Origin of the sequence: Infirmifilum sp. NZ (genome assembly GCF_022693705.1) — an archaeon.
GTDB lineage: Archaea > Thermoproteota > Thermoprotei > Thermofilales > Thermofilaceae > Thermofilum.
The window spans coordinates 1,373,764-1,395,941 of record NZ_CP094288.1 but is presented as its reverse complement, the minus strand read 5'-3'; the positions used below and the strand labels follow the sequence as shown (position 1 = coordinate 1,395,941).

Sequence of the window (22,178 nt, the reverse complement as noted above, 5' to 3'; positions counted from 1 at the left end):
GATACTACGACGGAGCTTTATATGACGGTGTCAAGCGCGATCCCTTTGACCTTCGCTAGGCCAGGTGCGCTCGTGAGGGTTGTGGAGGTCCGCGGGGGGAGGGGGGCTTTCAGGCGTCTCTTCGAGCTAGGCATCATCCCCGGTCAGACTCTGAAGGTTGTGTTCAATGACGCTGGTCCCGTCGTCGTCGAAAGAGGCGGTACACGGTTCGCCATCGGAAGAGGATTAGCTGCTAAGATACTCGTCGAGGTGGTGGGATGAAGGAAATCAGGGTGGCGCTCGCAGGCCCCCCCAATGTTGGGAAGAGCACCCTCTTCAACATGCTCGTTGGAGCCAACAGGTTTGTTGGAAACTGGCCTGGGAAGACCGTGGATAAGTACGAGGGTTACTTTGAACACATGGGGTACCGAATCAGGGTCGTCGACCTTCCCGGCACTTACAGCCTTAACGCGTACACGGAGGAGGAGGCTATAGCGCGCGAGTACATTGTCACCGAGAAGCCTGACATCGTGGTCGTCCTTGTCAACGCTGTCTCGCTTGAGACCACGCTATACCTGGCCGTGCAGGTTCTGGAGCTCTACGACAAAGTCGTCGTAGCGGTGAACAAGGTCGATGCTGCATTGAAAAGGGGGATCCACGTCAGCACCGAGAGGCTGAGTAGGCGTCTAGGCGTTCCCGTTGTTGCGATCTCAGCTCTCAAGAGGGAGGGGCTCCACGAGCTCGTGGACACAATTATCCTCGTCGCCGAGGGTCGCGTCCCCACAAGCAGGCTGGAGCTGAACTACAGGGGGCTCGACTACTTCGCGCACACCTTAGCCGAGGCTATTAAGGGCTGCCCAGGTGTCAGCAAGTACCCTTTAAGTTGGAGCTCGCTGAGGTTGCTCGAGGGAGATGCGGAGCTGGAGCGCGCTCTAGCGAGCGAGGGGTGCGCTGAAGCTCTAAGCCTTGTCGAGAGAGTTCGCGAGAAAGTCGAGGAGGAGCTGGGCTCTCCCCCCTCTCTCATAGCGGCTAGCGTCAGGTATTCCTTCATTGAGGAGGTGGTCGCAGAGAGCGTCTCTACAACGGGCGTGGTCAAACGGGAAATAACCGAGAGGCTTGACAGCGTCCTTCTCCACCCACTGCTCGGCCCCCTGGCGAGCCTCGGGCTGATCTTGCTCGTCCTCTTGGCGACGCTTTCGGTGAACACGGGGTTTCCCCTCAAGCAACTGCTGGAGTTCACGGGTAATGAGGAGCTAGCCCAGTTTTTCGAGAATTACACGTTAGCTGGTCTGCTGTCATCGCTCTTCGACTCTCTCAGCAAGGCTCTCAGCGAGTACCTGGTTCAGGTGGGCGTCCCGTACCCAATAGTGTCACTGATAGCTGACGGCGTCATCGGGGGGGTTGGGGCAGTCATAACCTTCCTGCCCCTCATCTTCTTAGTCTTTGTAGCCTTCGGGTTTCTAGAGGACACTGGCCTCATGGCACGCATAGCGACGGTCTACCACAGCGTTATGCGTAAGGCCGGGCTTTCGGGAAAGGCTCTGATGCCGCTGCTCCTCGGCTTGGGTTGCAACGTTCCCGCAATAATGGGTACAAAGATCCTTGAGACGGACCGGGAGAAAATCATAGCCTCGCTAGTCGCGCCTCTAATACCTTGTCAGGCAAGGCTCGTGGTCCTGCTGATACTAGTATCCGCTCTACCCGTTTCCCCGACCTCCAAGTTGGTTGCCATCGTGGCCGTCTACCTCTACTCACTGCTGCTCGTAGCAGTGGTCGCGAGGGCGCTGTCCAGGCTTCTCGTACCCGGTGAGGCGCCCGAGCTTGTGCTGGAGCTACCTCCCTACCACAGGCCGAGCTTAAAGGTCATATGGTGGTTCGCTTGGGACAACACTCTGCACTTCCTCAAGAAGGCAGGTAGCGTGATTTTAGGCCTCTCTGTACTCGTCTGGCTGCTTCTGCATATCGGTCCTAGCGGGTTCACAGATGACGCATCAGCGTCAATGGCTAGGGTGATCGGCGAGTCTCTAACGCCTTTAACGTCGATCATCGGTCTACCGCAGTGGCAGGTCGCATTGGCGTTGCTGACCGGCTTCGTTGCTAAGGAAACAATCGCGTCCACGCTGATGGTGATAACGGGAACCCTGAACCCGGCGCAAGCGATTCAGGCCTTATCTCTGACACCCGCTCAGGTCGCCAGCTTGATGGTGTTTTCCACGCTGTACACCCCTTGCGTCGCCACCCTCTCGGCCTTCCACGCGCAGTTCCGCCGGCGTAAGCTGACGGCTCTACTCGTACTCTACGAGTTCCTGGTAGCTACAATTTCAGCCATAATCGTTTATTTAGCCGTTAACCTACTTGTTTTTTGATGGGAGCCTTTCTCTGGGTTGGAGGCTGGAAGGAGAACAGTTTAGTTGACGTGCTTGAGAACGTTAGCTTCACCGTTTGGTTCTCGTACTGCAACTTCCGGTGCCCCTGGTGCGCGAACTCCAGGCTCGCCCGCGGCCTCGAGAAGAGGGCTGTGGCGCTGGAAGAAATTTTAGAGGCTGTCAAGCAGGCGGCTCCATTCGTGGATTACTTCCACGTCACTGGCGGGGAGCCCACACTGCAGTACAGGGCCTTGGCGGAGCTCCTATTCCGCGTAAAGGCGGATACGGGCCTGAGGGTCAGCTTCGACACGAATGCGAGCATACCGGAGGCCGTCTCCTACATCATGAGCCGAGTCGATGTGGATCACATAGCCATCGATGTGAAAGCTCCGTTATCCAAGCCCGAGCTGTACGCGCGGGTCATCGGATTATGGGAGGGAGCCGGGAAGGTGGTGGTGGAGAAGGTTAAAAGGGGGATTAAGAGCTCCGTCGGCGTCAGGGACTTCCTTGAGCTTCGGACGCTTCTCGTACCCGGGCTCATCACGGTCGAGGACGTGGCACAGATATCGCGCGAGCTACGCGACATGGGTCTCGAGAAAGCCCCACGCATCGTTTACGTCGTGCAACAGTTCATACCCTATGAGGGCGTTCCGGAGGAGTACCGGCGGGCACCCAAAACTCCGCGCGAGCAGGTTGTCGCTGCCGCGAAGCTCGCGTCTGAGGAGCTGAGGGGACTCGCGGACGTGTACTACAGGACGATAGAGGATGGGAGCAAAAGAGTGTGATCACATCGACTCTATCTTCTCGGGCGGTATCGCCGCGTGCTTGTATGCGATTATCCTGATTATGTCGGCGGCGTCCTGGAAGTCGTCCGAAGATATCTCTATTAGGTTCACAGCCTCCATGACGTTGAGCGCCGACATCAGGTCGATTTTCCCCTCTTCGACAAGCCTTCTAACCTCCTGTAGAACCTCGAACCTGAGAACGTCGACCCTCCTCTCGCCAGCGTCAATCTCAGCCGTGATGTTAACGGCGTAGGCGGGTGAGAGACGGAGCATCTGCATGTTGTCTATGAGCTTCTTCGAGAGCTTCTCCGTCTCCTCGATCATTTCCAGGATTTTCGGCTCGAGCTTCTTGATCTCTGGGCTGTACTTCACCCACAGCAGCCTCTCGTTGCACTCTATCACGGCCCCGGCAACTTTGTCGATCTCCTCTACAAGGCGCTCGAAGTCCATCCTGCTTGAAACGGGTATGAAGCCAGACCATATCCGCCACATCAGCTCTCTCTTTATCCTGTCAGCCTTCCTCTCGAGGCTCTTTACCTCCCCCATTTTGGCCTGAGCTTCCTCAATTCTCCCAGCGAAGATGTCGCTGACCACCTCTTTCTGAACCGAGAGGATCTCGCCGATCGTTTCGAGGTGCCTGATCACAAGGTCGAAGAAAGGCCACGTCGGCCTCGTCTCCCTGAAGAACACGGAGTAGAAGGCCGCCGTTATCGCGAGTAAAGCGCCGATGTTCGTGAACACAGAGGAGTAGTTACCTTGAGCCCCCTGTAGGAGTAGGCTCCCTATTATGGCGCCCGTGGCGTACCCCGAGTCCCTGGCGAAGCGGTAGAAGCCGACAGCAATATCTCTCACAGCAGGGGGGCTCATGTCGGATATAGGCGCGGGGAGCACGGGGTAGTACATCGCGTAGCTAATCCCCAGGGCCAGTGCGACGAGGAGGATCTCCGGGAACGACCTGGTGCTGGGGAGAGCGATAAGCATGAAGGCGGTTACCATGAGCCCTAGCGTGGACACGAGCCTTCTCCCAGCCCTGTCCGAGTAGGAGGACCAGAAGGGCATTGTCGCCGACCAGACGAGCAAGAGTAGCGACTGCGCGTAGCCGGCGTAGTAAACGTCAAGCCCCTTGCTCAGAACGTAAAGGGGCATAACGCCCCACACTACGCTGTCCGCAACCTTGGCCATGTGCGCCGCGATGAGGGCTGAGAGAGTGCTCGGGTTTGTGACAACGATCCTGAGGGCCCCCTGAGGCTTGGGCGTCAAAGAGAACCTTCTCCGATCGGCCTCAGAGTAAGCCTTCGTCTCGATGCTCGAGAGAGCCACGAGTGCGGCTAAACCCGATGAAATCGCTATGTAGGTCAGCGTCTCACGCGGCCCGAGAGCGTTCCACACCCACCCTCCCACGTAGGCGCCCAGCGCGTAACCTACGTAGCACGCGCTCTCGATGTAACCGAATGTCAGCGAGGACCTCTCTATGCCCAGGATATCTCCAATTGCTATAGCCGAGGTGGCGAATACGATTCCCTCCCCCACGCCGACCAGAACGTTACCGAGGATGAAGTTCGCAGGGGGCTCGAGTAGCAGGATTACGAGAGCACCCAGGAAGTACGCGAGAGTCCCGGAGACGAGAGCAGCCTTTCTCCCTTTCTTGTGCGAGATGAAGCCCGCCGCCAGGTCGAAGGTGGCCTTGAATATGCCGAAGGAGAGTATTGGGAGAAGCGTTGGAAGGCTTCCCAGGGCTTCGTGGGTGGCAACCGTGAGTATCGTCCTTTGGACGCCTGTAGCGCTGCCAATAAGCACTTCCGTCGCTAGTATGAGCAGGAGGGCTAAAGTTTCCCTGCGCAAGCAGATACCCCAACTTACTCTCCAGGAGGGACTTTTATAAAATTATTTTTATGTAAATTCTATATAACTATTTAATGTATCGTCGAGGTATATAGAGGATAATTTTTAAGCATGAAACTTGTGAGGTAAACCAGTGGAATAATGAGCCAGGAGAGGCTTGACGTGCAACGTTACCTGAGGGCTGGCTACAGGCTCGTTGGGGAGCACAGTGCCGTGGCCATCTGCAGGTGGACGAGGTCGGCGCTGAGGGGGGAGCGCCTGTGCTACAAGAATTGGTACGGTATTCAGAGCCACAGGTGCGTTCAGATGACGCCTGTTCTCAACTTCTGTGATTTCTCCTGCAAGTTCTGCTGGAGGATGCACCAGCCGGGGAGGTTCAAGATCCCGCCCAACTGGAAGTGGGACACGCCGGACGAGATAATCGATGGATCCATAATCGCCCAGCGGCTTCTGCTGATCGGCTTTAAGGGTAACCCGCGGGTGACGCGGGAGCGCTTCCTGGAGGCGATGTTCCCGAGGCACTTCACCATGAGCCTTGACGGCGAGCCCACACTGTACCCCATGCTTCCCGAACTTATAAAGCGCGTCAAGGAGAGGAACATGACCGCGTTCCTGGTAACCAACGGCTCCATCCCCGTTAGGCTCGAACAGCTCATCAAGAGGGACGCCCAGCCCACGAACCTCTACGTCAGCGTGTACGGGCCCAACGAGGAGGTATTCAACTACACAGCGGAGCCGAAGATTCCGCGCGCCTGGGAGATGGTGAAGCGGAGCCTCGAGATTCTGGACAGGTTCACCGAAAGCAGGACGGTCATCAGGTTCACGATGGTTAAGGGTGTGAACATGACAGATCCCGACGGCTACGCTTCGCTCGTAAAGCTGGGGAACCCCATGTTCGTGGAGCTGAAGGGCTACACCTGGGTCGGCGAGAGCCAGAAAAGGCTGCCCATCACCGCTATGCCCACGCAGGACGAGATGCTCAAGTTCGCTGAGGAGATCTCGAGGAGAACAGGCTACCAGATCAAGCTGACGGACGAGAAGAGCCGCGTGGTCCTGCTCGTGCGCGACGAGGACGCTTGGGAGAGGAACCTAAAGATGCGGGAGGAGTGGTTCAAGAGAGTCGAGAAGCTGGACGAAAAGTGGAAGAGCAAGGTCGAGGACTTCACGATGGAGGAGCACGGCTACAAGATACTGAACTACTAGAATCATGGACGACAGGTGAGCATGATTTATAAGCTGTAAGCAAGAATGTTGCTGGGGTGTAGCGTATGGCGCTTGAGGACCTCAGGCTCTCGATGATCCTGACTCTAGCATTCATCTTCGGTTTAACGACGCTGGCGTTCGTCTTCCTGCTGGACGTCTTTGGCCTGGCATCGCCGCTCGCGGCGCTCATCATCGCCGTAGTGTTCAACGTGGGGCAGTGGCTTGTCTCACCGTTCCTCGTCGAGCTCTTCTACCACGTGCGGGAGCTACCTTACAGCGAGGCCCCCCACGTGCACCAGGCTTTGGAGGAGGTGGTGGCGAGGAGCGGGCTGCGGGAGAAGCCGAAGCTCATGATTGCCGAGGTCCCTTACCCCAACGCCTTCGCCTACGGATCCCCCTTGACGGGTAACAGGGTTGCTGTAACGCGCGGCCTGCTAAACACGCTTAGCAAGGAGGAGATAGCGGGGGTGCTGGGCCACGAGGTTGGGCACATTGTCCACAGGGACGTGCAGATAATGACCTTCGTATCCGTGCTACCGGCGTTCTTCTACATTCTCGGCAGGATGTTTCTCTACTCTGGAGGCGACAGGGATAGGGACAGGAGCGGGGTTATCGCCTTAGGTTTTCTGAGCCTGTTCATCTACTTTATCCTAAGCTTAGCGAACCTGCACCTCAGCAGGATCAGGGAGTACTACGCTGACTACCATAGCGTCAAAACCGCACCGTCGCCGTCGGTAGGCGCCGCAAGGCTCATGTCCGCGCTCGCGAAGATCGTTAGCTACACTGGTAGGATGAAGCTTCAGGGCGCTGAGCTTCGGGTTGCAGGCTTCAAGGAGCTTTTCATAGCCGACCCGGACAGAGCAGTGGAGGACATGGAGAGCCTGGAGGGCTACCAGCTCGCGAGGAGGATCGCCGAGAGGAGAGTGACGTTAGCAGACAAGATACTTGAGCTCTTCTCAACCCACCCTAACATAGTTGAGAGGCTTAGGAGGCTCGAGGAGCTGGGACGATACGAGAAGCTTTAAACGGGCCTTTTTCTCCCAGTTTCACGTGGATGATCTAGCCGAGAGAATACGCGAATCCATCAGGAGGAGGGAAGTAATCGTCATTGTCGGGGACTGCGAGGTTGAGTACAGGGGCCGCGCCTCCTCGAGGCTCGGCCGCGGGGAGAGGGTGATACTGATTAAAGGAGACGGCACGGTGCTCGTGCACAGGCCTTCTGGCGCGAATCCCGTAAACTACCAGCCTGAGGGTAGCATTGTGAGCGTCTACGAGCAGGATGGTAGGCTTGTGTTAAGGTCCCTTCGGCCTAGGCCTGAGGAGGAGCTCGTTATCGTGCTTCACAGGGTCCTGGACTTTCGCTCCTACAGGCTCGAAGACACAGCTACGTTTGAAATGTGGGGTGACGAGGAGAGCATTAAAAAAGCGATTCTGCTGGAGCCTGAGGCGATCCTCGGGGAGAGCCTGAAGCCCGTCGAGGAGGAGGTGCGTTTGGGAGCAGCCGGCTACGCCGATTTGATTTTCGTCGATGAGAGCGGGAACTACGTGGTGGTTGAGGTGAAGAAGAACACCGCTGGCGTGGAGACGGTCTACCAGCTTAAGAGGTACGTGGACAGGCTGAGAAACGCTACAGGGTTTCGTGTCAGGGGTATCCTAGCGGCCCCGGGCTTCACAAGGTCCGCGATCATAGCCCTGGGGAAGGAGGGGCTGGAGTTTAGACGCGTGAATATGAGGAAGGTTTACGAGCTGACGAGAGGGGGCATCGCTAGCTTCCTCTGAAGAGCGGGCACGCCTCTCGGAACTCGCAGTAGTCGCAGAGCCAGCCTTTCTCGGGGTCGGGCGGGTTTCCCTGCTTGAGAGACAGGCTGAGCCTGATCGCGCGGTCCAGCAGAGATTTTATCCTCTCCTCGTCCCTCGCGACGGGGAATGCCTTTACCTGACCTGTCGTTTTCGAGACGTAGACTATGAAGCCCCTCGAGCGGTCTGTCAGCCAGAAGTAGAGCTGCATCTGGTCCACGTGGTGTTCCCGGGGCTCCCTCGGTATAGCACTCGCGGTTTTGAACTCGAATATCGTCTCACCCGCTATCCTGTCAACGCGGCCTCTGAGCCTCACGCCTTGGAATTCCTTCTCGAAGCTCTTCTCCCCCTCCCCCAGGGGGAACTCGCTGTTTATGAGTAGGTGGACGTCGTCGCCCAGTAGGAGGATGACTATCTTCTCGTCGGGTAGCGGTCCCCCCATGGCCCGTATGTACCATGACCTCCTTAGGCAGCCTGTAACCTCGGTGACGTACACGACGTCTGGAGGAGCCGTCCACACGTCTCTGTCCTTCTCGTAGGCTGTGCGGAGAGACCTATAGACGATCCTTTCAACGTCCTGAGGTGTGAGGGACATATACCGTTAAAATTACGCGTTAGTATAATAAAAAAGGTTTTCCAGAGTAACTTGGTGGTAGTAATTGCCTCTAGCTTACACTGTTTTTGAAGTTAGGGAGAACGTCTCGGCGGAGGAGATACTCGAGAAGCTGAGCAACTTCTCCCTTATGAAGGGTAGCTTAGAGGTGTTTGGGCAAAAGTACAGCCTAGGGGTTAGGGTCACCGACCTTGAGGGCTTCGAGGGTGGTGTGAGCGGTAAGTACGAGGAGGTTGCCCCTTACACCTTACCCGTGAACGAGGAGACGATAAGGGTACCGAGGGTCTTACGATTAGGGTTTCACTTCACATGGGTTAGGAGCGGGATTTTCCTCCTTGTGGCGTCGGGCAAGCGAAAGAGCCTCAGGGTGTCTTCCACTCTCTCGGAGGCGATATTCGGCAAACCAGACCTCATCTCGCCGGTCTACATACCCCCGCAGAGGCTACGTGAGCTTTACAGCGAGGGGGCTGAGCCTAGGCAGGTGGTCTTCACAGGCCTCAGGGAGGTCGCCGGGGTCGACACTGTGGCCCTCTACGGTAAGCTCCTTGCTCAGAGCTCGCTTCTTAAGCGGTACATGCAGGTGGGGCAGGAGAGGTACGTCGTTTACCGCGACGAGAGGGGGCTGTTTGGGGTCTCGGCCGGAGGGCTTATCATAGCCTTCTCACGCATAGAGGATGAGGAGTTCAGAAGCTACATCGTTGAAAGGATACTGCCAAAGGTTGAGCCCGTCCCGATCTAAGAGCAAGGATAAGCTAGGTGGGTAGACTACCTGAAACGCCTGAGAGCTCTCGAAAGGTCGACGGGGCTCGGCACCCTAGCGGCGGGCGGCGGGTTCATGGCGTGGCTGAAGGCCTCCTCCAGCGTGGGGGCCTGCGTCCTGTAGAAAACACCAATTGGTATTCGGCCGTCGCTGAGCATCGCCATTTTCATAGCGCTCTCCAGGTCTGAAGGGTCGTGCCCAGCCTCTTCGAGCTTGAACACGCGCTCACGGATCACCTGGTACGTGTTGAAAAACGTCACGCACGGCTGAAGGACGTCTATGAACGCGAAGCCCTTGTGGAGTATGCCCGCCTTTATCACCTCTTTCAGGTGCTCCACGTCTCCGCTAAAGCCACGGGCAACGAATGTCGCGCCGCTCGCGAGCGCGAGCAGGACAGGGTTTAACGGCTGCTCGGGGTTCCCGAAGGGGGTTGACCTGGTCTTGACGCCACGGGGTGTCGTGGGGGTGACCTGCCCGGTTGTCAAGCCGAAGACCATGTTGTTGTGCACAATGTAGGTCATGTCGACGTTACGCCTCGCGGCGTGAGGGAGGTGACCTAGGCCGATGGCGTAGGCATCGCCGTCGCCGGCATGTCCTATCACTGTAAGCTTCGGGTTTGCCAGCTTTATGCCGGTGGCAAGCGGGAGGACTCTACCGTGTATCGTGTGGAAAGCGTTAGTGCGCATGTAGTCGCTGATGCGCCCATGGCAGCCGATGCCCGTAACTATCACGACTTCCTCGGGGCTCAGCTTCAGCTCCGCCAACGCCTTTCTGAGAGCGAGCAGGATGCCGTAGTTGCCGCAGCCTGGACACCAGACCGGTCTTTTACCGGTGTCGTAGAGCTCTAAGCTCATCTAAACCCACCCCTTCTTCCTCAGGAAGTCCTCGATTTCCTCCGCTTCGAACTGCCTGCCGTCGTACTTCCCCAGGAATCCCTCGGGCTCGACAAGGAGCTTCTCGCGTATAAGGGATACCAGCTGTCCCGTCATGTTGTTCTCAACGACAATGAAGGGCCTTCCTCTCAGCTCTCCTCGCAACCGATCTACGGGAAACGGCTCGAGCCATAGAACCTGAACCACCTTCACGCTGCTCACGTTCTTCACCGCCTCCAGGACCGGCATCTTCGTGGACCCCCAAGTCACAACCGCACGATCACCCTCACCGTACGTCTTGACGCCCTCAGTCTCAGCGATCGCTCTCAGCTTCGGAAGCTTCCTGAACCTCTTCTCCTGCATCGCTTTGACAACGGACGGGTCGATGCTTCCCTGACCGTATTCATCGTGCTCGCTGGTGTTCGCGTAAACGAGTGCCCCTCTAGTGCCAGGCAGAGCCATCGGAGACACTCCGTCCTCCGTTATCCTGTAGCGAGCGTAACCACCTCCAACCTCACCGCGCACCACCGAGCCCGCGCTGGGGGTCATCTGCGGGAGCTGCTGGACCGTCCAGTAACTCTCCCCCAGGAACTTGTCCGAGAGCAGGATCACCGGTATCTGGAACGCCCACGCCACCTCCATAGCCTTGAAGCCTAGCAAGTACGCCTCGTAGGGGTCACCCGGGGCCAGCACAGCTCTAGGGAACTCGCCCTGAGAAGCGTGTATAACGAACCTTAAGTCACCCTGAGCTGTGTGGGTTGGCAGGCCTGTGCTTGGCCCGGGCCTCTGAACCTCGACTACGACTAGTGGGGTCTCGGTCATAGCGGCTTGCCCGAGAGCCTCAACCATCAGTGAAAAGCCGCCCCCGCTTGTTGCTACCATGGAGCGCGCTCCAGCATACGCTGCACCGATGGCCATGTTTATAGCCGCTATCTCGCTCTCAGGCTGAAACACTACGATATTGTAATCACGTTGTATCTCCGCAAGGAAGTGAAGTATGGGGGATGCTGGGGTCATAGGGTACGCCACGAAGAACGACATGCCTCCGGCAAGAGCCCCTAGGGCAACGGCGGAGTTCCCATCTATTAGTAGCCTCTCTTCACCGTTTCCCAGAATTTCAAGGCTCGGGAAAGCACCGGTGTTTAGGCCTACGCCTAGCTCATAGCCCTTCTCGGCTAGGCTTACGTTTAGCCTAGCCAAATCCTCACGGGCCGCGAATTGGTCACGTATGACGGAGCCGACGATCTCGCGCGAAGCTCCGAGGATCCCGAAGACAACGCCTGAAGCAAGGGTGTTGAGCGCTACGGGTGGAGCTCCAAGCTCCTTCAGGATTCGCCTGAGGGGTAGGGGCTTGACGCGGGGGTCCTGGGCTGGGGCGCAGTCGGCCTCGTCGCAGATGACTATGCCTCTCTCGCTTAGCCGCCCCACGTAGGCAAACGCTGAGCTCCTGTCTAGCGCTATGATGATATCTATGATCCTCCTGTGGGAGTATATGTACTCGTCAGGGGAGCTCCTCACGAGGGCCCACTGGTGGCCGCCCCGTATGAGAGAGGGGTACTCGTTTGTCACGAAAACATAGTGGCCGTGTCTTAGTAAGGTCTTCCCGATAATGAGGCTGGTGGCGAATACTCCAGCCCCGGCTGGGCCAGCCACAAGCACTGACAACGGCCATCCTTTAGCCACTGGGCACCGAGGTTTTAACTATGTAAAAAAGCCTATAAATTTATTGTAATCGGCATAATAAGCAGTGATGAAGTTGCTGCATCACGACTGCGAAAGAGGCATCTACGCACTGGTGGTGGAAATTGAGTCACCCTCCCTTATCAGATTAAAGGGAAAAGATGTGTCGATAAGCCCCGGGATTTACGTTTACGTCGGGTCGGCCAAGGGTCCAGGAGGCGTTCGGGCTAGGGTTTCAAGGCACGTTAGGAAGGCAAAGAAGGTCAAGTGGCACATCGACCTCGTCACTACGCTCCCTCAAGCCCGCGTTCTCGGAGCTTTCTGCGCGGAGACCGATGAGCCCGAGTGCGTTCTGGTGCCACCGCTCGAGAGCTTGGGGTTCGAGCACGTGGTTAAAGGCTTCGGGTCAAGCGACTGCACGAGGGGGTGCACATCGCACTTCCTCAGGTGGACGAAGAGCGGAGGCGTTGATGGGGTTCTTCTCGAGGCGTTCCGGCTAGCGGGGCTGAGGGGCAAGGTGTTAGAGCTCAAGCCTGTTTAAGGCTTCGAGGACCCTGCGCCTCACCTCCTTCGGCTCAAGCGGCTTCGCGATGGGCTTTCCGTTCTCGATGTAAGTCTCTAGGAGAGACTCCATGCTACCCCCGCAGACGGGGCACTTGGGTGGCTCCTCCTCGAGGAGCTGGACTACGTCCACCATGCACTTCCTGCACCTGTACACCTGCTTTCTCCCAGAGAGCTTGCCTCTCTTCGCGATGGGCTCCCAATTGCCGTTACGGTTCACCGAGGTTATGTCCATGGCGAAGTCCACAGGAGGGGCGGTGGAGATCGCCGAGCCAACCCCGAAGGCGTCGGCACCCGCCTTGACGAGTGAAGGTATCTTGTACTCGTCTACGCCACCTGAAACAACCACTTTCACGTCTCTGAAGCCCTTTGCCCTCAGCTTCCACTTGACCTCCCTTATTATTTCCTCGAGGCTACCTCTCCGGCTTCCAGGCGTGTCAAGCCGCACACCCCAGAGTTTAGACCCCAGTGTCTGGGCTGCGAGTAGTGACTCCTCGACCTCGTCCAGGAAAGTGTCGGCCAAAACTATCCTGGGGACGTCCTCCTCCACGACCTCGTCGAAAGCCTTCCAGGCCAGCGTGTGGTCACCCTTGAACGCCTTGAAGATGATCATCAGGCTGTGAGGCATCGTACCCGTAGCCCTGATCCCCAGGGCCTGCGCCCCGAGGACGGCTGAAACCCCGTCTGCACCTCCGATGTAAGCGTAGTACTCTATGAACGGCGCTAGGGCCGGGTGCTGCCGCCTGGCTCCAAACGATAAGACGATCTTGTCGCCAGCCGCCTTCTTCACCCTAGCGGCCTTCGTCGCGATGCCCGTGGCTGAGGCGAGGAAGCCGAGCAACGGGGTTTCCAGCTCAAGGAACTCACCGTAGGGCCCCTCGATCGTCATGATGGGGATCCTGTTCCCGTAGAAGTCCGTAGGCGTGAAAACCTCACCTTCAGGCAGTGAACGCAGAGTGATTTTCTTGCCCTCAAGGAGCTTGAGAACCTCCCTCAAACCAGCGAAGACCGCCCAGCGGTAGTCGTCGGGAAGCTTGCTGGTCGTTATCTCCGCGTGAACTACGGCGTCTATGAGCCCATACTTCTCGAGGATGCGCCTCGTGCGCGTGAAGTACACATCCGTCGTGAGGCCTGATTTAACTTCGTCGAATGTAGCGTAAATAAACCTGCTCTCCCATTCCCCCATGCGATCACCCCTAAACCCGAAGACTCTGATTAAATACTTTCTCAACCGGCCGTTGGCTTGGCCAAGCCACTACGAGGTTATGTCCAATGTGCGCGCCTAGAGCCCGCTGCATGGCTTGTGGCTGGTTCCTTGAAGGCAAGCAAAGGGGCCCGTTACTTGGCTAAACCGGCATCGCTCGCTTCTTCCTGGAGAACCGCGCTTAGAGCTTTCTCGGCCAGCATCTCATCGTTAACGTACAGCTGTAGCCTCCTGCTATTCCTAACCTCAACGACAAGGCCAACTCGCTCAAGGATCACGAGGTGCCCCGTCAGGGAGCCAATGCTGACCCCTAGGTCCCTCGCAAGTTGCCGGACGCTGAGGCCAGGCTTTTCGAGGAGACGCGACACGATTTTCCTGCGCAACGGGTGCTCTAGAGCTTCCCGAAGCGACAGCACCTTGTCAGGCATCACCGCATCCCTCACGCGCTTAAATCCCTTGAAGAAAAGCCTACAAATAAACTCTCTGTTCATTCTTGTGCATGTAGTTGTTGGAATATCTAACTCGATTACCCTTAACCTTTGAGTGACACACTTTACCACTTTCCAGCACTTGAAGTGCGGCGTAGAGGAGTTCAGGAGAAGGTGCGGCCGCCGGGATTTGAACCCGGGATCTGCGGCGTGGCAGGCCGCCATCCTACCAGACTAGACTACGGCCGCCTCTGCGTTTTTACCTGGACGAGGTTTTTATACTTTGCTCAGAGAGTCCTCGCCGAGGCCCTTTACTTTTATTATGCTTGCAAGTTTGGAAGGCTCGGGGGTGTAGAGCCTGACTCTCTGCTTGACTTCATTGCCCATAACCTGCTGCTTTAGGGTTACCTCCACGAACTTCCTCTTTGTGTCCGTCTTGAGGCTTCCCTGTATCGGGAACTTAACAGGGAGCCTGTCGTCAACAATTATACCCTTTGTCGTGATCACGTACTTCGTCGCTATAGTCAGAGTCCCTGTCCTCGCCTGGAGCCTCCTGGTGTAGAGCCCTGTGATTAGCGAGAGTACGTAGAACGCCCCGTACATCGCGAGGAAGGAGTAGAAGTTGGCCGTTCTCTGGTCGGTGGACAGCGAAGAGCCTATACTGCTGAAGAAGCTGCGGAGTGGTGGGACGTAGAAGACCACTATGAACAGTATCATGGTGACAAAGGGTATTAAGCTGGCCTTGACTTGGGCGGCAAGCTCCCCCTGGGTTTTATCCATGTCTTTCTCTCTCAGCCTCAAAACCTCCTCTGGGTTAGCTTCAAGCAGGACCTCACCGCTCTTTATCTCCTCTATGTCCCTGAAAATGCTTCTCGCCTGACGCCCGGTGATGAGAAATATTATTCCCATGAACACCAAGAGGTAGAGCGTGAAGAAGAGCCAGGTCTTATCAGGGTAGTTAGCGTTCATGAAGGCGAAGAGCACCATCAGCACGAGCCCCAATAGGTACTGTGCCACAAGCGCGAGCTTCATCTATGACCTCCCAACCCCTATGAGGCGCATGTTTTTATATTTTCTCGACCCTCCCTCTCCCGTGGAGAGGCACAGGCTGGTGACCGCACTGGCTCTCGCATGGGCTCTGGTAGCCGCAATCTTCACGGTCACGCTGGCGCTCAAGGTTCTCTCCCTTAAAGAGGAGCTCGAGGGGATAAGGAGGGATCTTGAGGTCCTACAAGGCACGGTTAACACTGCCACAGGCAGGTTTTCATACGTCCGCTTCTGCGTAGAGACGAGGCAGTCAGTGAGGTGCTTCGACTCAACGCCGGTGTACGAGGGCGAGCCGGCCCTGCTCGTCGCCTCAGCATACAGCGACTTAACCGTCGGCTTCAGGAACAACACCTTCACCATAGTTTCGGCCACCGTTCAACCGGAGTGCAGGAAGTGGGTTCTGGAGGAGGTGAGCTTCAACTCGACGCCCCGCGTGGTTTTGCCCCTGGATCCGGTTTTCGGCGGTGAAACCTTAATCTTGAAGTGCGACGGGTAATCCTTATGCGCATAGCTCCCATCCTCATAGCCGTCGCAGTCCTCATGCCGTCTCTGGTCTTCGGAGCGATGCTCCTAGAGCATCAAGCAGAGACACGGCTCCAGAAGGGCCCCTTCCTAGTCATCTACCCGACCCCCTCTACGATAACCCTGAGCGTCGGAGGCGCCGGACCCGTGAGGGTTTGGGTATACAACTACGGGGACGAGGCGGCGGTAAACTCAACCCTCTACGTGTACGGAGGAGAAGGAGTTAACCTCACAGCTGACGGCATTAAGTGGGGGAGAAACCTTACGCTTAACGTTGGAGTTATTTCACCCGGCAAGCCCGTCCTTCAGACACTCTTCGTCAGACTGGAGAGCCCTAAAAACGCCAGCGTGATGCTGACCCTGCTCTCAGACAATGCTGACCCGGCTGTCGCGTATTTCGAGGTTTACAGCGCAAAGACGCAGGCTGGCGAATCATTTACGCTACCTCTAGTGGTGGCATCTGCTATTGTACTGCTAGCTGGAGTCTACGCCTATGTACTGAGGGGCAAGAAGCGCGCGACCAAACGCTCAAAGAAGCTGTCCAAAAAACGCTGATTACACCAAATTTTATTCTAAAATTCTTCCTCCTCTTCTTCCTCCTCGAACTCTTCCTCTTCCTCCTCCTCTAGGAACTCCTCTTCTTCACCGAAGTCCTCCCATTCCTCCTCCTCTTCCTCTTCCTCGAACTCCTCCTCCCATTCTTCCTCCTCTTCGTCCATCACAGTGTAGGGGTTCATGGTCTGTCAGTGTGAACCGCAGATAACCGCTATTTATGCATGTCGGTGAGGGAGCCCGAGGGGAAAAGTTCATTAGGTGCGTCAACCGTGTGCGAACGGTGCAGGATTCCTTGAGTGGGAGGCCCGTAATCGAGGTGTCTATTGATGATGGCGACATTTTAGAGGCCTTGAAAAAGCTGGGGGTTAAACGCATGGCGGTTTTCGACCCCGAGAGCATTACGTACGCGTACCCGGAGAAAGCCGATGTCGCGGACCTCAGGAGTTTCGCGAGCTCGGCCCTAGCGATAATTGGGGCCGCTGAACCTTGGCTGGCGCTGAAGCAGGGGTCTAGAGCAGTGATAATTTACAAAATGAGTGAGAAGACTGTAGTGATCGAGGGGGAGTTTAACCCCGCTGACTACGATGCTGTAGTAATGCTGTCTCGTCTACTCGTAAAGTAGACAGGTATTGAGACAGCCTCGGTCTATCGCGCTTAGGCAGACAACCCGGAAAACCCCTTTTACAGCGACCCGTCCTAAGCGGGCGGCATGATCCGACATATTTATTCGAGAGCACTAGGGCTCTTCAAGGAGGCTCTTCAATTACATGGCCCAAGAGGATTTCCTCTGGAACCAGGAGGTATGAGGCAAGACGGTTGGGCTACTTGTAGTGCAATCCAAACTGAGAGGTATAGAGTGGAGAGTACCAGAGTTCAGAAGCGACGGTTTTCGGTCACGGTTCCCTGCTTTTCACCTTCATCATTTAATGCCTGGCCTAAACACGACCCCTTGGACACCTTTCATGTTCGTCATTGGCGCCCCTGTTGAGATGGTCTTAGCGCCTCACCTCTCGCTACGCCACTTGCGACACCTTATCCCCGCCGGGGACAGGCGAGAGCTGGTGGCTCCAACCCCTACTTGGCTGTTGGGGGTTATCTCCTTTTTGCTGCGAACACTGAAAGGGCTGGAGAAGCCGAGAAAAAGCATTGCCGCCACGACGTGGGGCTTTAATACCCTGAGTCCGTTTTCCATGGTGTGAGGCACGCCATAGGGATTGATATAGGGGCAACGAATACCCGCATAGCGCTTGGAAACGACGAAGGCGAGCTCATCGAGGTTGTGACTTTCAAGACTTGGGATTACCAAGACCCCAACCTCTACCTTGAGAAGATAGCCTATGCGATCCGCGAGCTCCGCGCGAAGTACAAGGTCGAGGTCGCCGGTGTGGGCGTTGGCAGCCCTGGCCCCCTTGACATGGCCAGGGGGGAAGTTGTGGCTGCACCTAACATGCCGTTTAAGAAGCTGGAAGTCGTTAGGGTTCTGAAGGAGCTTGTTAACCTTCCAGTCGCGTTTGCCAACGACGCTGTCACAGCCGCAGTCGGCGAGAAATTCTGGGGAGAGGGGGCCGGGCTTGACAATCTGGTCTACGTGACGATAAGCACCGGGATTGGTGGAGGCGTGTACGTTGACGGTTCCTTGTTGCTAGGGAAAGATGGCAACGCGCACGAGATAGGTCACGTAGTCGTCGACTCGCAGGAAAGGCTAACGTGCGGTTGCGGTAAAAAAGGCCACTGGGAGGCCTACTGCTCGGGGAGCGGTATACCCAAGTTTGCCAGGTTCATCGCAGAGCACGAGAAGGTTGAAGGATCCCGTCTGATGACCGGAGGCAAGCTTGAGGCACGTGACGTGTTCGAGGCGTACAGAGTGGGGGACCCCCTAGCCCGTCGCGTGATATCGGAGGTTAAGAGGTTCAACGCGTACGGCTTCGCCGCGATAGTGAACTACTACGATCCCGAGCTCGTGACGGTTGGGGGCTCCGTTGCCCTGAACAACCCTGATATCCTGCTCGAGGGGTTGCGCGATAGTGTGAAGAACTACACCGTGAATAGACCCCCCGAAATCAAGTTGACGAGGCTCGGCGCAAACGCCGGGTTGCTGGGGGCACTTGCCCTCGGGCTTGGCCTTGAGAGAAAAGTCCCGCTGAGGTGAAAGAGAGCTTCCGCTTTTTCGCTGGCCGAAGTGCTATTTGGGTCGTGGGCTGATTATCCACCTAGTCTTGTCCTTCTCGTCCATCAGGATTACTCCGAGCTCATTGAGCCTAGCTCTGATGTAGTCGCTCAGCTCCCAGTTTTTCTGCGAGCGCAGCGCGCTCCTCACCTCCACGAGGAGGTTTATCAGCTCGTCAACAGGAACCAGCTCCTTCGGGAGCTCGGCGAGGACGTCATCCATAACGCCCAATACTTTGTTAAACTCGTCTAGGAGCTTGTAGGCGTAGAGCACCGTGGTGTAGGAGGGCTTAGCTGCGATCTGCGAGTAAATGATGGAAGCCAGCCTCATCGCTGAGGCAAACGCTGAGCTGGCGTTGAAGTCTTGGTCCATGCTCTCGTAAAAGCTCTTCCTGATATCGGAGAGCTCTGCTAGCACGCTGAGCTCGGCGTCGGATAGCCGGCCTGAGGGCTCAACCTCGCGTGTCAGTCTGTAGACGAGCTGAGCCGCCCCTCTGAGCCTCTGCAGGTTAGCTTGAGCCTGCTGGAGGGAGTCGTCGCTGAAGCTCAGCACGGTCCTGTAGTGCGCGCTGGCGAGCCACAGTCTGACGACTAGGGGGTCGTATTCTTTGAAGAGGTCCTTCAATGGCACGATGTTCTTCAGGCTCTTGCTCATCTTCTCGCCGCCGACTTGAAGCATCCCCGTGTGCATCCAGTACTTGACCCATGGCCTCTCATCGAACAGCGACTCGCTCTGGGCCCGCTCGTTCTCGTGGTGTGGGAAGATCAGATCAGACCCTCCTCCGTGGATATCGAACCTCTTGCCGAGGTAGCGGGACGACATGACACTGCACTCTATGTGCCAGCCCGGCCTCCCCGGCCCCCACGGCGAGTCCCAGTAGGGTTCCCCCGGTTTCCTGGCCTTCCAGAGGGCGAAGTCGTACGGGTTCTTCTTCTCAGTGGCGAACTCCTCCTGGCTCCACATCTTCTTGTCAAGCCTCCCGCTCAGCCTGCCGTAGTCGTCATAGGTGTCTACGTCAAAGTACACACTACCGCTGGGAGCAACGTAAGCATGACCCTTGTCTATCAGCTTCTGTATAAACTCGATTATCTCGCCGATGTGTTCCGTAACGCGCGGATGCACGTCCACGAAGACGCGGAGCTTCTTCAGTGCTTCCAGGTAGTCCCTGCTGTACTCGTCGACGACGTCCCTCCAGTCCCTCCTCTCCTCTGCCGCCCTGTTGATGATCTTATCGTCAATGTCTGTTATGTTCTGCACGTGGAAAACGTCGTACCCCTTGAGCCTCAGGTACCTCTTGATGACGTCGAACGCTACGTATGTCCTAGCATGGCCTACGTGGGAGAAGTCGTAGACCGTTGGCCCGCAAACGTAGATAAGCACCCTTCCAGGGTTCACAGGCTCGAAAACCTCGAGGCTTCTACTCAGGGTGTTGTATACTTGCAACACAATGGTCTTTCACCGGCGGGTGAGAAAGGTCGCAAGAACATTATTATACTTTCCTCAAGCTTAGCACCGCAGGCAATAACCTCCAGGAATCCTATGGAAAAATTCCTAAGCAAGGAGAAGACGTATTGCTACATGAGTAAAGGTGGATAGATGAGCGAAGTTGAACTGATCACTTCATTTCAGCTGCGAGTTCCTCAACCTTCGGTAATCATAAGGGATGAGTGCTCGCCGATCCTGCTACCTGGAGACTTGTTTAACGTGAGCGGTGTCAGCTTCCATGAGTTGGATAAAATTCACTCAGAGTTGAAGAGTAGACCGTCGTTGGGTCTCGTGGGTTTCGGTGGCTTTAACGCGGTTAACGCGGCTAAGGCGTTGTCTGTTAAGCGGCTGAAAAAGGGCGGAATAAAGCAGGCTCTTTTCGAGAGCCCGGCGCCTTCGCGCCCACTCATGCTCATTCCAGTGGCACCCGCCTTCTGCACGGACATCACGCCACTTACAGTTGTCTACGACCCGGGCGTCCCCGTGTACTGCGTCTTGTTCATAGAGCCCGAGAGGGTGATCGTACCCATCGACGTGTACAAAACCCGTTTCGAGGAAACAGGGGACAGCCTGCGGGACCTCAGCCCTACCCTCGAGGGGTCGACTTTCGAGGAGTACCTGCGGTTCTGCCGCAGCCGCGCCCCCGCCGGCCTAAGCGTGGAGTTCATCCTGTCGCTAACGATAGCGGCGCTCGGCAACACCGGTATAAGCGAGGCGTTGAGGTGCGTGGCTTCCGCCTCACGAGGTGAGGCGTGTGCAGATGCGAAGGTCGCCGAAAAGGTCGCACTGCTGGTGAGGAGGAAGATAGACCACCTTGTTGAGCACACGTGGTCGTTTTACATGAGGTTTCTCGTGCAGTGGGGCGTGAGGTCGCGGAGAGAGCTTTACAGCCTGTACTCTACCCTGTTCTCCCGATGAGCTTCAAGAACTGGCGAGTGCGCTCCGTAGAGGGATTCTCGAGAATCCTCCTTGCATCGCCCTCCTCCACGATCCTCCCATCCTCCATTATTATCACACGGTCCGCTATATCCCGCGTGAAGTCCAGCTCGTGCGTCACCGCAAGCATGGCTATGCCGCGCTTAGCAATTTCGCGGAGCGCGTCGAGGACTTCAGCTTTGAGCTCCGGGTCCAGCGCAGAAGTCGGCTCGTCGAGGAGCAGAAGTATCGGATCCATGGCCAGGGCCCTCGCAATGGCTACTCGCTGTTGCTGACCGCCGCTAAGCTGGAGCGGGTACTTCTCCTCAAGCCCCCTCAAGCCTAGCTGGGCTAGCACCTCGCGGGCTTTTCTCTCGGCCTCCGCGGCACTGTACCCCTTCACGATCCTTAAGGGAAGGGTTATGTTTTCAATAACTTTCATGTGGGGGAACAGGTTGTAGCTCTGGAACACGAACCCGGTCTTCGCCCTAGCAACCCTGATGTTGACTCGGCCAGAGGTGAGCTCTTCTCCGTCGAGGAATATTTTGCCGCGCTTCGGCTTCACTAAAAGGACCGCTGTCTTCAGGAGGGTGCTTTTCCCGCTCCCGCTGGGCCCCATTATAACGACCTTCTCCCCCCTGTGCACTTTCAGCGAGACGCCCTTCACCACCTCGGTGTCCTCGTAGCCTGACCACACGTCTTGCATCTCGAGGACGACTTCACCCATCTTCAAGCACCCGTGTAACCCGGAATCCTGAGCCTCCTCTCGATGACCCTGGAGCCGTGCGAGAAGGCGTAGCACACCGCAAAGTAGAGGAGCGCGACAATAATGTATGCCTCGAAGGCCCTGTACGTGTACGCAGCCACGTACTGGCCGCGGCGCGTGAGCTCCACGATCCCTATGACCGCGGCGAGCGAGCTCTCCTTAATCACGGTGACGAACTCGTTCACGAGAGACGGAATCGAGATCCTCAGCGCCTGCGGTAGGACGACATACCTGAGGATCTGGGGGGCTGAGAAGCCCAGGGATTCCGCCGAGAGGATCTGGCTGTCTGGTATGCCCTTCACAGCGGATCTGAAGATCTCGGCTTGGTAGGCGCCGCTGTTAAGCCCCAGTGCCAGCACGCTGGCCGTGAAGGCGTCGAGCTTTATTCCTACTGATGGGAGGCCGAAGTACAGAACGAAGAGTTGCACGAGTAGTGGTGTACCCCTTATCGGCTCGATGTATGCTCTGGCCACCGGCCTAAGTGGGGACAGGGAGAGGCTAAGCATGAGAGCTCCGACCGCTAGCCCCATGGAGAACGCTAGGATCGAGATTTCCAGAGTTGTCGCCAGACCAGTCGCTATAAACGGTGCGTACTCTATCAGGAATTCTGCGAAGTTCAAGGTCTGAACCC

At 56.8% G+C, this 22,178-nt stretch carries 24 protein-coding genes and 1 tRNA gene; 13 read left to right on the top strand and 12 right to left on the bottom strand.

Annotated elements, in window-relative coordinates:
- Positions 1–21 precede the first annotated feature (21 nt).
- The 3 genes from MOV14_RS07635 to MOV14_RS07625 are packed head-to-tail and all read left to right on the top strand — an operon-like array spanning position 22 to position 3,130.
- Positions 22–261: a FeoA family protein gene (locus MOV14_RS07635; RefSeq protein ID WP_318536732.1), complete on the top strand. Its 240-nt coding sequence runs from the start codon at positions 22–24 to the stop codon at positions 259–261.
- Positions 258–2,345, top strand: coding sequence for a ferrous iron transport protein B (gene feoB / locus MOV14_RS07630; protein ID WP_318536731.1), 2,088 nt, complete (start codon positions 258–260; stop codon positions 2,343–2,345). Before MOV14_RS07635 ends, feoB begins: the two co-directional genes overlap by 4 nt.
- A complete protein-coding gene (locus MOV14_RS07625; protein ID WP_318536730.1) occupies positions 2,345–3,130 on the top strand; it encodes an anaerobic ribonucleoside-triphosphate reductase activating protein in 786 nt (261 codons plus the stop codon). Before feoB ends, MOV14_RS07625 begins: the two co-directional genes overlap by 1 nt.
- On the opposite strand, the gene MOV14_RS07620 is transcribed toward MOV14_RS07625, so the two are convergent.
- Positions 3,131–4,972, bottom strand: a complete 1,842-nt coding sequence (locus MOV14_RS07620) for an MFS transporter (protein WP_318536729.1) — start codon at positions 4,970–4,972, stop codon at positions 3,131–3,133. It lies immediately after the preceding gene.
- A 141-nt stretch (positions 4,973–5,113) separates the two neighbouring features.
- On the opposite strand from MOV14_RS07620, the gene twy1 reads away from it, so the two are divergent.
- From twy1 to nucS, 3 genes are all read left to right on the top strand, one after another.
- Positions 5,114–6,175: a 4-demethylwyosine synthase TYW1 gene (twy1, locus tag MOV14_RS07615; RefSeq protein ID WP_318536728.1), complete on the top strand. Its 1,062-nt coding sequence runs from the start codon at positions 5,114–5,116 to the stop codon at positions 6,173–6,175.
- Between the two features lie 65 nt (positions 6,176–6,240).
- Positions 6,241–7,200: a zinc metalloprotease HtpX gene (locus MOV14_RS07610; RefSeq protein WP_318536727.1), complete on the top strand. Its 960-nt coding sequence runs from the start codon at positions 6,241–6,243 to the stop codon at positions 7,198–7,200.
- Positions 7,201–7,225: 25 nt separating this feature from the next.
- Positions 7,226–7,954 carry an endonuclease NucS gene (gene nucS, locus MOV14_RS07605; RefSeq protein WP_318536726.1) on the top strand — a complete coding sequence of 243 codons (729 nt, stop codon included), beginning with the start codon at positions 7,226–7,228 and terminating at the stop codon, positions 7,952–7,954.
- Here nucS and MOV14_RS07600 read toward each other — a convergent pair.
- Positions 7,941–8,567 (bottom strand): PD-(D/E)XK nuclease family protein, encoded by a 627-nt coding sequence (locus tag MOV14_RS07600; protein ID WP_318536725.1) that lies wholly within the window; start codon positions 8,565–8,567, stop codon positions 7,941–7,943. The genes nucS and MOV14_RS07600 overlap by 14 nt on opposite strands.
- Positions 8,568–8,631: 64 nt before the next feature.
- Between MOV14_RS07600 and MOV14_RS07595 the strand changes: the two genes are divergently transcribed.
- Complete coding sequence (locus MOV14_RS07595; RefSeq protein WP_318536724.1) at positions 8,632–9,324, top strand: hypothetical protein; 693 nt, start codon at positions 8,632–8,634, stop codon at positions 9,322–9,324.
- Between the two features lie 26 nt (positions 9,325–9,350).
- On the opposite strand, the gene MOV14_RS07590 is transcribed toward MOV14_RS07595, so the two are convergent.
- Positions 9,351–10,199: a thiamine pyrophosphate-dependent enzyme gene (locus tag MOV14_RS07590; RefSeq protein ID WP_318536723.1), complete on the bottom strand. Its 849-nt coding sequence runs from the start codon at positions 10,197–10,199 to the stop codon at positions 9,351–9,353.
- Positions 10,200–11,876, bottom strand: a complete 1,677-nt coding sequence (locus tag MOV14_RS07585; RefSeq protein WP_318538150.1) for a 2-oxoacid:acceptor oxidoreductase subunit alpha — start codon at positions 11,874–11,876, stop codon at positions 10,200–10,202. It lies immediately after the preceding gene.
- Positions 11,877–11,967: 91 nt separating this feature from the next.
- Here MOV14_RS07585 and MOV14_RS07580 point away from each other — a divergent pair, with 91 nt between their 5' ends.
- Complete coding sequence (locus MOV14_RS07580) at positions 11,968–12,438, top strand: GIY-YIG nuclease family protein (RefSeq protein WP_318536722.1); 471 nt, start codon at positions 11,968–11,970, stop codon at positions 12,436–12,438.
- Here MOV14_RS07580 and MOV14_RS07575 read toward each other — a convergent pair.
- From MOV14_RS07575 to MOV14_RS07560, 4 genes are all read right to left on the bottom strand, one after another.
- Positions 12,418–13,644 (bottom strand): nicotinate phosphoribosyltransferase, encoded by a 1,227-nt coding sequence (locus MOV14_RS07575; RefSeq protein ID WP_318536721.1) that lies wholly within the window; start codon positions 13,642–13,644, stop codon positions 12,418–12,420. The two genes, MOV14_RS07580 and MOV14_RS07575, sit on opposite strands and share 21 nt — an antisense overlap.
- 152 nt (positions 13,645–13,796) lie before the next feature.
- Positions 13,797–14,105 (bottom strand): winged helix-turn-helix domain-containing protein, encoded by a 309-nt coding sequence (locus MOV14_RS07570; RefSeq protein ID WP_318536720.1) that lies wholly within the window; start codon positions 14,103–14,105, stop codon positions 13,797–13,799.
- A gap of 160 nt (positions 14,106–14,265) precedes the next feature.
- Positions 14,266–14,339, bottom strand: a tRNA-Gly gene (locus MOV14_RS07565).
- A 27-nt stretch (positions 14,340–14,366) separates the two neighbouring features.
- A complete protein-coding gene (locus MOV14_RS07560) occupies positions 14,367–15,122 on the bottom strand; it encodes a DUF2208 domain-containing protein (protein ID WP_318536719.1) in 756 nt (251 codons plus the stop codon).
- Positions 15,123–15,183: 61 nt separating this feature from the next.
- Here MOV14_RS07560 and MOV14_RS07555 point away from each other — a divergent pair, with 61 nt between their 5' ends.
- A complete protein-coding gene (locus tag MOV14_RS07555; RefSeq protein WP_318536718.1) occupies positions 15,184–15,633 on the top strand; it encodes a hypothetical protein in 450 nt (149 codons plus the stop codon).
- 5 nt (positions 15,634–15,638) lie between these two features.
- Positions 15,639–16,214 (top strand): hypothetical protein, encoded by a 576-nt coding sequence (locus MOV14_RS07550; RefSeq protein ID WP_318536717.1) that lies wholly within the window; start codon positions 15,639–15,641, stop codon positions 16,212–16,214.
- Positions 16,215–16,231: 17 nt separating this feature from the next.
- Here MOV14_RS07550 and MOV14_RS07545 read toward each other — a convergent pair whose 3' ends face one another.
- Positions 16,232–16,378, bottom strand: coding sequence for a hypothetical protein (locus MOV14_RS07545; RefSeq protein ID WP_318536716.1), 147 nt, complete (start codon positions 16,376–16,378; stop codon positions 16,232–16,234).
- Between the two features lie 107 nt (positions 16,379–16,485).
- Here MOV14_RS07545 and MOV14_RS07540 point away from each other — a divergent pair, with 107 nt between their 5' ends.
- Both MOV14_RS07540 and MOV14_RS07535 read left to right on the top strand, forming a co-directional pair.
- On the top strand, positions 16,486–16,836 hold the full coding sequence (locus tag MOV14_RS07540) for a hypothetical protein (RefSeq protein WP_318536715.1): 351 nt from the start codon (positions 16,486–16,488) through the stop codon (positions 16,834–16,836).
- A gap of 573 nt (positions 16,837–17,409) precedes the next feature.
- Positions 17,410–18,363, top strand: a complete 954-nt coding sequence (locus MOV14_RS07535) for an ROK family protein (protein WP_318536714.1) — start codon at positions 17,410–17,412, stop codon at positions 18,361–18,363.
- Positions 18,364–18,396: 33 nt separating this feature from the next.
- On the opposite strand, the gene cysS is transcribed toward MOV14_RS07535, so the two are convergent.
- Positions 18,397–19,827, bottom strand: a complete 1,431-nt coding sequence (cysS, locus tag MOV14_RS07530) for a cysteine--tRNA ligase (RefSeq protein ID WP_318536713.1) — start codon at positions 19,825–19,827, stop codon at positions 18,397–18,399.
- A 150-nt stretch (positions 19,828–19,977) separates the two neighbouring features.
- Between cysS and MOV14_RS07525 the strand changes: the two genes are divergently transcribed.
- On the top strand, positions 19,978–20,784 hold the full coding sequence (locus tag MOV14_RS07525; RefSeq protein ID WP_318536712.1) for a hypothetical protein: 807 nt from the start codon (positions 19,978–19,980) through the stop codon (positions 20,782–20,784).
- Here the strand turns inward: MOV14_RS07525 and MOV14_RS07520 are convergent.
- Both MOV14_RS07520 and MOV14_RS07515 read right to left on the bottom strand, forming a co-directional pair.
- Positions 20,765–21,508: an amino acid ABC transporter ATP-binding protein gene (locus tag MOV14_RS07520; RefSeq protein WP_318536711.1), complete on the bottom strand. Its 744-nt coding sequence runs from the start codon at positions 21,506–21,508 to the stop codon at positions 20,765–20,767. The two genes, MOV14_RS07525 and MOV14_RS07520, sit on opposite strands and share 20 nt — an antisense overlap.
- A gap of 2 nt (positions 21,509–21,510) precedes the next feature.
- On the bottom strand, positions 21,511–22,167 hold the full coding sequence (locus MOV14_RS07515; RefSeq protein WP_318536710.1) for an amino acid ABC transporter permease: 657 nt from the start codon (positions 22,165–22,167) through the stop codon (positions 21,511–21,513).
- Between the last annotated feature and the right edge of the window lie 11 nt (positions 22,168–22,178).